General features: G+C 72.5%; 10 protein-coding genes and 1 tRNA gene. 5 read left to right on the forward strand and 6 right to left on the reverse strand.

Going from position 1 to position 12,068, the window contains the following annotated elements; genetic code table 11:
- Nucleotides 1-36: 36 nt before the first annotated feature.
- The 4 genes from OG900_19930 to OG900_19945 all read right to left on the reverse strand — a co-directional run bounded on the left by OG900_19930 (nucleotide 37) and on the right by OG900_19945 (nucleotide 3,753).
- Nucleotides 37-702 (reverse strand): DUF5819 family protein, encoded by a 666-nt coding sequence (locus OG900_19930; GenBank protein ID WUH92155.1) that lies wholly within the window; start codon nucleotides 700-702, stop codon nucleotides 37-39.
- Nucleotides 703-874: 172 nt separating this feature from the next.
- Complete coding sequence (locus OG900_19935) at nucleotides 875-1,207, reverse strand: rhodanese-like domain-containing protein (protein WUH92156.1); 333 nt, start codon at nucleotides 1,205-1,207, stop codon at nucleotides 875-877.
- Between the two features lie 141 nt (nucleotides 1,208-1,348).
- On the reverse strand, nucleotides 1,349-2,119 hold the full coding sequence (locus tag OG900_19940; protein WUH95845.1) for a J domain-containing protein: 771 nt from the start codon (nucleotides 2,117-2,119) through the stop codon (nucleotides 1,349-1,351).
- Between the two features lie 140 nt (nucleotides 2,120-2,259).
- Nucleotides 2,260-3,753, reverse strand: a complete 1,494-nt coding sequence (locus OG900_19945; protein WUH92157.1) for a DUF2252 domain-containing protein — start codon at nucleotides 3,751-3,753, stop codon at nucleotides 2,260-2,262.
- Nucleotides 3,754-3,861: 108 nt separating this feature from the next.
- Here OG900_19945 and OG900_19950 point away from each other — a divergent pair, with 108 nt between their 5' ends.
- Both OG900_19950 and OG900_19955 read left to right on the forward strand, forming a co-directional pair.
- Nucleotides 3,862-6,828, forward strand: a complete 2,967-nt coding sequence (locus OG900_19950) for a SpoIIE family protein phosphatase (protein ID WUH92158.1) — start codon at nucleotides 3,862-3,864, stop codon at nucleotides 6,826-6,828.
- Nucleotides 6,829-6,912: 84 nt separating this feature from the next.
- Nucleotides 6,913-7,347, forward strand: a complete 435-nt coding sequence (locus OG900_19955) for a MarR family transcriptional regulator (GenBank protein ID WUH92159.1) — start codon at nucleotides 6,913-6,915, stop codon at nucleotides 7,345-7,347.
- 136 nt (nucleotides 7,348-7,483) lie between these two features.
- Here OG900_19955 and OG900_19960 read toward each other — a convergent pair whose 3' ends face one another.
- Nucleotides 7,484-8,059 carry a TerD family protein gene (locus OG900_19960; protein WUH92160.1) on the reverse strand — a complete coding sequence of 192 codons (576 nt, stop codon included), beginning with the start codon at nucleotides 8,057-8,059 and terminating at the stop codon, nucleotides 7,484-7,486.
- A gap of 422 nt (nucleotides 8,060-8,481) precedes the next feature.
- A tRNA-Leu gene (locus OG900_19965) sits at nucleotides 8,482-8,568 on the reverse strand.
- A 412-nt stretch (nucleotides 8,569-8,980) separates the two neighbouring features.
- Between OG900_19965 and OG900_19970 the strand changes: the two genes are divergently transcribed.
- The 3 genes from OG900_19970 to OG900_19980 all read left to right on the forward strand — a co-directional run bounded on the left by OG900_19970 (nucleotide 8,981) and on the right by OG900_19980 (nucleotide 12,068).
- A complete protein-coding gene (locus OG900_19970) occupies nucleotides 8,981-9,907 on the forward strand; it encodes a DUF3662 and FHA domain-containing protein (GenBank protein WUH92161.1) in 927 nt (308 codons plus the stop codon).
- Nucleotides 9,908-9,917: 10 nt separating this feature from the next.
- Nucleotides 9,918-10,442 carry an FHA domain-containing protein gene (locus OG900_19975; protein WUH92162.1) on the forward strand — a complete coding sequence of 175 codons (525 nt, stop codon included), beginning with the start codon at nucleotides 9,918-9,920 and terminating at the stop codon, nucleotides 10,440-10,442.
- An 87-nt stretch (nucleotides 10,443-10,529) separates the two neighbouring features.
- Nucleotides 10,530-12,068 carry a Stp1/IreP family PP2C-type Ser/Thr phosphatase gene (locus OG900_19980; protein WUH92163.1) on the forward strand — a complete coding sequence of 513 codons (1,539 nt, stop codon included), beginning with the start codon at nucleotides 10,530-10,532 and terminating at the stop codon, nucleotides 12,066-12,068.

The following is a 12,068-nucleotide window of genomic DNA, read 5'->3' on the forward strand; positions in this document are numbered from 1 at the left end:
GGTCCTCGGCGTGCGCGGCCGGGATGCTGGGGTCGCTCACGAGGACTTCTCCTGCCCTGCCGACGCGGTGGTGACGGTCCACCAGGGCAGCTCGCGATATTGGGTGGTGGTGTCGACCGACTCACCGCTCCAGGTCGGCCTGGCGACCGAGGTGGTGGCGGCCCTGGCCTGGATGCGGACGACCGTGCCGCCGTTGAGCCTGGGTCCGAGGCGCCCCGCGACGATGTTCTGCAGGTAACTGCTGCTCATGTCGCTGCCGCCGGCCGAGGTCGACTGGTTCTGGTCGTTGTGCGAGTCGCTGTAGTAGCCCCAGGCGCGGCGCAGTTCGTTCTGCTGGGAGTGGCTGGGCAGCGGGTTGTGCCGCATCTCGGCCACGTCCATCGCCGTGAGGTCCACCCAGCCGGTGGTCTCCGTGCCGCCGCCCGGCTTGCGGACCTCCGCGCGGGCCTGCACATGGATGTTCTGCTGGAGCGGATCGGGCGCGAAGAGCTTCCAGTTCTGCTCGAACTCGGGGTAGACGTATTCGCTGACCGCCGTCGCGTGCTGTTTGCTGAGCGTGTTCGACGGCGCGACGTGCAGGAAGACCATGCCGAGGTGGAAGAGCGCTCCCACGGCGACCACGCCCACGGTCACGGCCACCGTTATTCGGGCGGGCAGTGACAAACCCGCCAACTGGGGCGATTCCCCCTGCTCTGACTGCATCGTCTCTCCGCTCTCCGCACGGGCGTGCATGCCGGGCAGCACGCTACCCACCCCGGGGTCCGGCGGTGACCATACCGAGTTATCCACAGGTGACGGAATGGCCCGGGGCATCCGGAGGGACGGCGGATGGCGGGTGGGACGAGCGGTGCGGCGGGCGGATGCGCCGGAGGGGTCAGAGGACGAAGCCCTCGGCGCCGTCGCCGGTGACGACCGGGCGGCCCGCGGACTCCCAGTCGAGCATGCCGCCGCTGACGTTGACCGCGTCCCTGCCCTGGCCGATCAGATACTGCGTGACCTGCGCGGACCGGCCGCCGACCCGGCAGACGACGTGTACGGTGCCGTCCTGCGGCAGCTCGTCGATGCGGGCGACGACCTCGCCCATCGGGATGTGCAGCGCGCCCTCGGCGTGCCCCGCCGCCCATTCGTCGTCCTCCCGGACGTCGAGCAGGACCGCGTCGGCCGGTACGGCGGTGGCGTCGACCGAGGGCAGCTGGGAACGGAACATCGGACGCGGCCTCCTGGGACACGGGGAGTGCGGTCCGCGCAACGGCGGTACCGCTCACTGATCACTTGCTACGTACAGTACGTAACCGCGCCGCCCGCGGGGCGCACTGCGGCGGCCCGGGTGCGGCCAGCCAAAACTACCTCAGTCGCCCGAGGTGTCCCTGACCAGTTCCGCCAGCCTCGCCTCGCGCTGGGCGACCTGGGTGAGCAGCTGCTCGGCGATCTCGTTGAGCAGCGCGTCCGGGTCGTCGGGGGCGAGCCGCATCATCTGCCCGATCGCGCTCTCGTCCAGCTCGGCGGCGATGGCCGACAGGTTCTCCTTGCGCTCTGCCAGCCACTCCAGCCGGGCGTAGAGCACCTCGGCCTCGCTGGGCAGCTCGGCCAGCGGCACGGGCCCGGCCTCCCACTCGGCGGCCAAGGCGTGCAGAGCGTCCTCGTCGGCGTAGGCGTAGGCCTCGTTGACGCGGGAGATGAAGGCGCTGCGGCGCTTCTTCTCGTCGTCGTCCTGGGCGAGGTCGGGGTGCGCCTTGCGGGCCAGCTCGCGGTAGAGCCGCTGGGCCTCCTTGCCGGGCCGCACCCGGCGCGGCGGATTCGGGTCCTCCACCGGGCGTACGCCGTCGGAGCCCAGCAGCCCGCCGAACAGCTCCTCGACGCCAGGCATGGGCATGACCAGGGCGCGGGCCTCCCAGGCCCGCTCGATGTCCGCCCGGTCGCCGCTGTGGGCCGCGACGGCCTCCGCGACCAGGGCGTCCAGCTCGTCCAGCCGCGCATACATCGGGCCGAGCCGCTGGTGGTGCAGCCGGGAGAAATTCTCCACCTCGACCCGGAAGGTCTCCACGGCGATCTCGAACTCGATCAGCGCCTGCTCGGCCGCCCGCACCGCCTTCGCCAGCCGCTCCTGCGAACCGGGCACGGACGGCGCGGCAGCAGCGGACGCGGCGGCGGACTCGGTTCCGAAGGTGTTCGTCACCCGGACAGCCTAAGGGCTCGCCGGGTGATCGCGCGGAGCGCCGGGCCGCGGGCGACCCGGCGCCGGAGCACCGGCGAAGGCCGTCAGACCGGCGCCGGCCGGCCTTCGAGGTCCGCGGGCAGCCGCCCGGCCCGTATCGCCGCCAGCAGGTCGGCGTGGTCCGCCTCGGTCCGGTCGGCGTAGGCCACCGCGAAGGCCGCCACTGCCTCGTCCAGCTCCTCGTTCTTACCGCAGTAGCCCGCGACCAGCCGCGGGTCGGCGCTGTGCGCGTGCGCCCTGGCCAGCAGCGCGCCGGTCATCCGGCCGTAGTCGTCCAGCAGCCCGGACGGCAGCGTCGCCGGGTCCACGCTTCCCTTGCGGTTCCTGAACTGCCGCACCTGGTACGGCCGCCCGTCCACCTCGGTCCAGCCGAGCAGGATGTCGCTGACCACCTGCATCTGCTTCTGGCCGAGCACCACCCGGCGCCCCTCGTGCCCGACCGGCTCCGCGGGGAAGCCGGCCTTGGCGGCGTAGGGCAGCAGCGCGGAGGCGCGGGCCTCCTTGACCTGGAGCACCAGCGGCTCCCCCAGGTGGTCGAGCAGCAGCACCACGTACGACCGGGTGCCGACGCTGCCGGTGCCGACCACCCGGAAGGCGACGTCGTGCACGGCATAGCGCGCCAGCAGCGGCAGCCGGTCCTCGCCGACCGTGGCGAGATAGCCGTCGAGCGCGCCCGCGACCGCGGCGGCCTCCGCGTCCGGGATGCGCCGCAGCACCGGCGGGGCGTCGGTGAAGCGCCGGGCGCCGCCCTCGATCGCCTCGGTGGAGCGCGCCGCGAATTTCGCGCTCGTGTTGCGCCGGGCCTTCGCCGAGACCTGGTCCAGCGTCCCGGCCAGGTCGCGCGCGTCGGCGTGCGCGACCAGCTGCTCGTCGGCGATGGCGCCCCACGCCTCGTGCACCGGGAGCTTCGCCAGCAGCCGCATGGTCCGCCGGTAGGCGCCCACCGCGTCGTACGCCGCCGCCCGGCAGACGTCGTCGGCCGCGCCCGCCTCCCGCCCGGCCAGCACCAGGGAGGCGGCGAGCCGCAGCAGGTCCCACTCCCAGGGGCCGCGTACGGTCTCGTCGAAGTCGTTGATGTCCATGACCAGGCCGCCGCGGGCGTCGCCGTAGAGGCCGAAGTTCGCGGCGTGCGCGTCACCGCATATCTGCGCGGCTATGCCGGTGACCGGCCGGTCGGCGAGGTCGGCGGCCATCAGGCCCGCCGAGCCGCGCAGGAAGGCGAAGGGGCTCGCCGCCATCCGCCCGACCCGCAGCGGGACCAGGTCGGCGATGCGGCCCGCGTTGGACTCCTCCACGGCGGCGACCGCGGCCGCCGCCGCGACGGTGCCGGGTGCGGTCCCCCCGCGCCGCCTGTCCTGCCAGGTCCACACCTCGGGGCTGCCGAAAACCGCCCGCGGCACCCGCTCGCGCAGCGCCCTGCCCGCCTGCTTCGCCGACTTCTCGTGCGGCCAGCGGGCGAAACCCGCGACCTGCGGCACTCGTGCGTGCACCGGCCCTTCCCCCCATCCCCTGGTCCGCGTCAGCGGACACCCCGTCATGTAACCCACCGCGGGGGCCAATCCGGCTATTCGGTCGCCCCCGCGGACTTATTCGTGCTTGCCTTGAATCCAGGACCCTACTCAGCGGCGAACCGCAGGTGCACGACGTTGAACGACATCACCCGGCATCCCGCAGCCACCGACGCAGATGATCACACAGACCGTCCCATCCCCGATGAACGGCGCGAAGAACGGCGCGAGGAACAGGCACTCGGAGCGGCCCGGCACGTCCCGGAGGCCGACCCGACGCACCGCGCCGGGTTAACCGGTGACGACCGCCCCGACACCGGCGGCCCCGAGACCGGCACCATCGGCGCGGCCCGTCCCGGCGCCCGCGGCCCCGCTCCCGAGGCCGTACCGTTCGGCAGCCGGCCCGCCGATGCCGGCGGCGCGTCCGCCGGCACCGGCATGACCGCACTGCTCCGCCTCGCGGTGCTGTGCGTCGACCCGGACGGCCGGATCTCGTACTGGAACCGCGGCGCGGAGGAGCTGTTCGGCCACCGCTGGGAGCATGTCTTCGGCCACCACGCCTCGGGCCTGCTCACCCCGGCCCGCTCCGCCGCCGGCGCGACGCCCAGCGCCTCGGGCACCGCGCACCAGGACGTCCTCGACGTCCTCGACGACCTCACCACCTCCGCCTGGGCCGGCGCCCTCGCGGCCACCGACCGGGACGGCACGGTCAAGGACGTGCTGTGGTGGACCTACCGGATCGCCGAGCCCGGCGGCCGCAGCCTGCTCGCCATCGCCGCGCACGCCAGGCCGCTGCGCACCGGCAGCCTGCGGATCGCGGTGGGCGGCCGGCTGCTGCCCTACACCGCGGAGGGGACGCGGCGCCAGGACATCGCGATCGCCGCCGTGCTGTGCCCCGCCCCCGACCCGGCGCAGGGCCATGCGCTGACCGCACGGCTCGGCACCGTCCTGCCCGGGGTCAGCGCCGGCCGGCTGGACCGCATCGTGCGGCAGATCGCCCCGCTCGGCCACCCCGCCCTGGAGGTGGAGGGCAGTGTCCGGCTGCCCGTCACTCCGCAGGACTACGCCCAGGTCGCCGCCGCCGCCCGCGCCGACCGCTCCGCGCGCCGTGAGCTGCTGCCGGTACCCCGTCGGGGCCCTGCCGCATCCCCCGACCACCGACTCGACTCCGACACCGGCCCCGCCGCCGTCCTTACCTCACCTCCCGACTCAGTCACTCCCCGCCATGAGTCGATTACCCACAGTGGCGACCGTTCAAGCGCGTCCTCCCTGACCGCCGTCCCCTTTCCGTCCGCCGGCCCCGCGAGCACCTTCACCGCGCAGGCCCCGCCGCACCCCGCGGCCGCCCCGCCGTCACCGGTCCGGCCAGAGACCGCGGCGCGGGCCGGCCGCCCCGGGCCCGCGGGCACCGGCCGCGACGCGCGGGAGCCGCTGCCCGGCAGCGCGCTGGACGAGCAGCTGTCGCTGCTGCGCGAGACCGGCTCCGTGGTCGGCTCCACCCTCGACCTGCACACGACCGCACGCGAGCTGTGCGCGGTCACGGTGCCGCGCTTCGCGGACGTGGCCACCGTGCTCGTGGTGGACCAGCTCTTCTCCGAATCCGAGCCGCCCAAGGACGACCGCACCGGCGACTCCATGCTGGTCCGCCGGATCGCGATCGCCGACCTGTCGGGCCCGGGGACGGGCGAGCGCTGGGACATCGCGCTGCCCGAGGGCGAGCTGCTGACGCTGTCCGCGCAGGACGCGATGCCGCGGCTCGGCGACCCGGTCCTGGTGCCGGTCGTCGACCCCGCCCTGGCCCCCGACATCGCCACCGACCTGGGCGTGCCCGCGCTCGGCGGGCTGCTGGCCGGCCATTCGCTGATCCTGGCGCCGCTCACCGCGCGCGGCACGGTGCTGGGCCGGGTCTGCTTCGTCCGCGGCCCGGGGCGCCGCCCCTTCGACGCGCGCGACGCCGTGACCGCTGCCGAGGTCGCCGCCCGCGGCGCGGTCCACCTGGACAACGCGCGGCTGCACCGCCTGGAGTCGCGCGCCGCCGCCACGCTCCAGCGCTCGATGATGCCGACCCGGCCGCCGCGCATCCCGGGCGTGCGGATCGCGCACCACTACATGCCGGGGGACCGGCAGGCGCAGGTCGGCGGCGACTGGTTCGACGCGATCCAGCTGCCCGGCGGCCGCGTCGCGCTGATCGTCGGCGACGTGATGGGGCACGGGCTCCAGGCGGCCGCCGTGATGGGCCAGTTCCGCACGTCGGTCATCACCATGGCCGCGCTCGACCTGCCGCCCGCCCAGCTGCTGCGCCACCTGGACAACCTGGCCCAGCGGCTCGGCACCGACCACCTCGCCACCTGCGTCTACGCGGTCTACGACCCGATCAACCGCACCCTGACCCTCGCCAACGCCGGCCATATCCCGCCGGTTCTGGCCGGCCATGACGGGCGGGGCGAGCTGCTGCAGATTCCCGGCGGCGCACCGATCGGCGTCGGCGGGGTGCCGTTCGAGACGGTGGAGATCCCGGCTCCTGACGGCAGTTGGCTGGTGCTGTGCACCGACGGCCTGGTGGAGGTGCGCGGCCAGGGCATAGACGCCGGACTCGCCGCCCTGTGCGCGCATGTGATCGAGCCTCAGCAGACCCCCGAGGACGTGTGCGCGCAGATCCTCAGCCGGGTGCACTCCGAGGACCGGCGTGACGACGTGGCCCTGCTGGTCGCGCGCTTCGACGGCATCGCGCCGCAGGACGTGGCCCAGTGGCGCCTGCGGGTGGACGACTGCGAGGTGGCGCGGGCCCGCGACCTGACCCGGAGCCAGCTCGCCGCCTGGGGTCTCGACCGGCTCAGCGACACCACGGAGCTGCTGGTCAGCGAGCTGGTCACCAATGCGATCCGGGCCGCCTCCTACGAGGTGGAGCTGCGGATGATGCGGGTCGGCAAACTGCTGGTCGAGGTCAGCGACGACAACCACAACCTGCCGCAGTTGCAGCGCGCGGAAACCGATGACGCCCGCGGACGCGGTCTCGCGCTGGTGTCGCACATGTCGCGGCGCTGGGGGACCAGCCGCCAGGCGGTGGGCAAGGTGGTGTGGTTCGAACTTCCGCTGCCCAGCTGATATCGTTGCACTCTACAACACAAGGTTTCCGCAGGTGCTCGTCGGCCCAGGGCCGACCGGGAACCGGTGTGAGGAGTGGCAGCCATGAGCGTACGGGAGTCGTCCCTGGACACCGTCCAGCGGGAACTGACCGCGTTCGCCCGCCGGGCGCGAGCCACCGCGGCCCGTATGCACCCCGAACTGTCGCTGGTGGCCTACACGATCCTCGCGCACCTGGAGGAGCAGCAGGGCTGCCGCGCGACCGACCTGGCGGCGCACTACCTGCTGGACAAGTCCACGGTCAGCCGGCAGGTGGCCTCGCTGGAGAAGCTCGGCTTCATCGAGCGCCGGGTGGACGAGTCGGACCACCGGGTGCAGGTGCTGCACCTGGCGCCGGGCGGGATCGAGATCCTGGCCGCGGCCAGGGCCCGGCGGCAGGAGTCCATCCAGGCACGGCTGTCCGACTGGGACCCGGAGGACCTGGAGCGATTCGCCCGCTATCTGGTCCGCTACAACGCGGACGCCGCGGCCCACCCGTAAGGGCGACCCGCCTGGAAAACTCAGGTCGCGGGCCTTCGAGCGCCGGCCCGCCCGTGAGCCCCGCCCGCCGGGTGCACGGTGGCGGACGGGGACCGACGGACGCGGACTTCTCCTACGTCAGAGGACTTCTCCTACGTCAGAGGTTGACGCCGAAGTCCTGTGCGATGCCGCGCAGGCCGGACGCGTAGCCCTGGCCGACGGCCCGGAACTTCCACTCCGCACCGTTGCGGTACAGCTCGCCGAAGACCATGGCGGTCTCAGTCGACGCGTCCTCGGTCAGGTCGTAGCGGGCGATCTCGGTGCCGCCCGCCTGGTTGACCACCCGGATGAACGCGTTGCGCACCTGGCCGAAGCTCTGCTGGCGGGTCTCGCCGTCGTAGATGGAGACCGGGAAGACGATCTTGTCCACCTCGACGGGCACTCCGGCCAGATTCACCTTGATGGCCTCGTCGTCACCCTCGCCCTCACCGGTGAGGTTGTCACCAGTGTGTTCGACGGAGCCGTCGGGGCTCTTGAGGTTGTTGAAGAAGACGAAGTGCTTGTCCGAGACGACCTTGCCCGTGGCGTCGAGCAGCAGCGCGCTCGCGTCCAGGTCGAAGTCCGTGCCGGTGGTCGTGCGGACGTCCCAGCCCAGGCCGACGGTGACCGCCGTCAGTCCGGGGGCCTCCTTCGTCAGTGAGACATTGCCGCCCTTGGAGAGGCTGACACCCATGGTGGATCTCCCTGCTCAATTCGGCGCGGGCCGCGCCACTTGACGATTCCTTTGCCCAATGGCTCCAACGGACACCACCCTGCCCCGGTTCCCGGGCGGCTGCCACCCTTCGCGGCCGGCCGCCGCGGCCTCGGGCCGGCTCGCCGACCCGGTCCAGGGCCCGGCTCGCATGTTCCCCCTGCTTCGACACTCAGGCAGGTGACCGACTCCACCGGAGTGAGGACGCCGCGGAAGGAGACCCTCGGACACCTCGATCAGGCCGGACCCGGCCACCGCGCCACGACCGTGACAACCGCCGCTTCGACCGCCCGGCCCGCCAACACGCGCGGGCGGCAACGCGAGAACCCCCGCTCCGGAGATCCGGAGCGGGGGTTCTCGAAGCCGGCCGGGCAGCTGATCGCTCTGCCGCTATCGCCTGCTCTTGGTGCGCGAGGGGGGAGTTGAACCCCCACGCCCTTTCGGGCACTGGAACCTGAATCCAGCGCGTCTGCCTATTCCGCCACCCGCGCATGGGTGCTGCCGTTCGATTCTCACACATCCGGTGGACTGTTCGGTCCGGTGAGGTGGGAGTGCCTTCCGACATGCAGAAGATTAGCACGGGGCACGGGGTGGAATCACATCTGTTTGGCCTGAGCGGGACGAGGGCGGGAAGCAGGTGGGAGGGACGGCGAAACGGCAGGCGGACGGGATGCGGGGAGTCGGCGCGGGTGGCCCCGGCGGTGCGCGACACTGGGAGCACCGGGCACGGGGTCGCATCTACCATCGCTGTGGGCAGGGGGAGGGAAAGCGCGGCCGGTGTGAGGGTAGACACTGGCCTGTCCAGGGCGATCGGGGAACCACAGGTTTTTCCCGCGCGTGGATACGATCAGTAAGCAGTATCGGATTCGACTCGGAGGAAGGCCCCGAGGAGGGAGGTGCCCCGTGGGAGTACTGAAGCGCTTTGAGCAGCGGCTGGAAGGCATGGTGAACGGCACCTTCGCCAAGGTGTTCAAGAGCGAGGTGCAACCCGTCGAGATCGCAGGCGCGCTGCAGCGCGAGTGCGACAACAACGCCACGATCTGGAACAGGGACCGCACGGTGGTGCCGAACGACTTCATCGTCGAGCTGAGCACCCCCGACTTCGAGCGGCTGAGCCCTTACGCGGTGCAGTTGGGCGACGAGCTGGCCGGGATGGTCCGCGACTACGCCAAGCAGCAGCGCTACACGTTCATGGGCACCATCAAGGTGCACCTGGAGCGGGCCGACGACCTCGACACCGGCCTGTACCGGGTGCGCAGCCGCACCCTCGCGTCCAGCGAGTCCCAGCACCAGTTCCCGCAGGGCCAGCAGCAAGGGCAGCAGGGCCAGTACGGCCAGCCGGCCCAGCGCCCCCCGCAAGGGCCGCCGTATCCGCAGGCGGCGCAGGACCGGCAGCCGCAGGGCTACCAGCAGCCGCCCCGCGCCCCCTTCCCCGAGGCCGGCGGGCGCCCGGCGACCCCGCCGCCGATGCCCCCGGTCCCGCCGCCCGCAGGTGGCGGACGCCCGCCGGCGCCGGTCACCCGGCTGCCCGGCACCGGCGCGCCGGCCGGCACCCGGCACTGGGTCGAGATCAACGGGACCCGGCACCAGATCACCAGGGGCTCCCTGGTCCTCGGCCGCTCCACCGAGGCGGACGTCCGGGTGGACGACCCGGGCGTATCACGCAAACACTGCGAGATCCGGGTCGGCACACCGTCCCTGGTGCAGGACCTCGGATCGACAAACGGCATCGTGGTGGACGGGCAGCACACCCAGCGCGCTACGCTCCGCGACGGCTCCCGCATTGTCGTGGGGAGCACCACCATCGTCTACCGGCAAGCCGAAGGGTGAAGCGGGGCCAATGTCAGAGCTGACCCTCACGGTCATGCGGTTGGGTTTCCTCGCCGTTCTGTGGCTGTTCGTGATCGTCGCGGTGCAGGTCATCCGCAGCGACCTCTTCGGGACCCGGGTGACCCAGCGCTCCGGGCGCCGCGGTGAGACCGCGGCCCGCCCGCCGCAGCAGCGCCAGCAGGCCGCCGCGCAGGACCGGCGTGCCCAGCAACCCGCGCAGAACAGTCGGCAGCGCCGGGGCGCCCCCACCAAGCTGGTGGTCGCCGAGGGTTCGCTCGCGGGCACCACGGTGGCACTGCAGGGCCAGACCATCACGCTCGGCCGGGCACATGACTCGACGATTGTGCTCGATGACGACTACGCGTCCAGCCGGCATGCCAGGATCTACCCGGACCGCGACGGCCAGTGGATCGTCGAGGACCTCGGATCCACGAACGGCACCTATCTCGACCGGAACCGGCTGACCACGCCGACCCCGGTCCCGCTGGGTGCGCCGATCCGCATCGGCAAGACCGTCATCGAGCTGCGGAAGTAGTCGCACAATGGGCGAGCGGAGCCACGACGCGCGAGCGAGAGGGTGGGCAGCGTGCGGATGTACCCGGAGCCGACGGGGGAGGTTCGCATGTCTCTGAGCCTGCGTTTCGCCGCCGGTTCGCACAAGGGCATGATCCGCGAGGGGAACGAGGACTCCGGCTACGCCGGCCCCCGTCTGCTCGCGATCGCCGACGGCATGGGCGGCCAGGCCGCCGGCGAGGTCGCCTCCTCAGAGGTGATCTCCACCATTGTCACGCTTGACGACGACATTCCCGGTTCCGACATCCTCACGTCGCTGGGTACGGCCGTGCAGCGCGCCAACGACCAGCTGCTGCAGATGGTCCAGGAGGACCCGCAGCTGGAGGGCATGGGCACCACGCTGACCGCGCTGCTGTGGACCGGCCAGCGCCTCGGCCTGGTGCATGTCGGCGACTCGCGCGCGTATCTGCTGCGCGACGGCGTCCTCACCCAGATCACCCAGGACCACACCTGGGTGCAGCGGCTGGTGGACGAGGGCCGGATCACCGAGGAGGAGGCCACCACCCACCCGCAGCGCTCCCTGCTGATGCGCGCGCTGGGCAGTGGCGAACGGGTCGAGCCCGACCTGTCCATCCGCGAGGTCCGGGTCGGCGACCGGTATCTGATCTGCTCCGACGGCCTGTCGGGGGTGGTCAGCCACCAGACCCTGGAAGACACCCTGGCCGGCTACCAGGCGCCGCACGAGACCGTGCAGGAGCTGATCCAGCTCGCGCTGCGCGGCGGCGGCCCCGACAACATCACCTGCATCGTCGCCGACGTCCTGGACACCGACGACGGCGACACGCTGGCCGCGCAGCTCAACGACACCCCGGTGGTGGTCGGCGCGGTCGCCGACACCCAGCTGCCGCTCAGCGACGCCCGCCACCTCCAGACCCCGGCCGGCCGCGCGGCCGAGCTGGGCCGCACCCCGCATCAGGCGGGTCCGGCCGGCGCCTTCGGTCCGCCTGGCAGCGGCGACCCGGTGCCGGGCGCCCTCAGCGCCCCGCTGGGCAGCTTCGGCGGCCACGACGACTCCGACTTCGACAAGGACCGCGGCCGCAAGTGGCCCAAGCGCACGCTGGTCGGCGTGGCCGTGCTGGCCGTGCTGGCCGGCGGCCTGTACGCCGGCTACGCCTGGACGCAGACGCAGTATTACGTCGGGGCCAAGGACGACCATGTCGCCGTCTACCAGGGCATCGACCAGAAGCTGGCCTGGATCAACCTGTCGAAGGTGCACAAGGACCGCGCCGATATCGAACTCAAGTACCTTCCGGCGTATCAGCGCGACCAGGTCAGGAGCACCATCGCGCTGAGCAGTCTCGGCCAGGCCGACGACAAGGCCGACGAGCTGGCCAGGCAGGCCTCCGCGTGCAAGGAGGTCGCCGACGCGGCGAAGAAGGTCCAGCAGCAGCTGCCGAAGCCGACCGGCAAGACCGGCGGTTCGGCCACCGCCCCTGTGGGCGGCGCGGCCGCCGACACCACCGCCACGCCGACCAAGTCCCCCCTGCCCACGACCGCCCCGACCACCGCCCCGACCACCGCTCCGACGTCGACGCCGATGTCGGACGAGCAGAAGCTGCGCCAGAACTGCACGACGGGCCAGCCGTAA

Origin of the sequence: Streptomyces sp. NBC_00433 (genome assembly GCA_036015235.1) — a bacterium.
Taxonomy (GTDB): domain Bacteria; phylum Actinomycetota; class Actinomycetes; order Streptomycetales; family Streptomycetaceae; genus Actinacidiphila.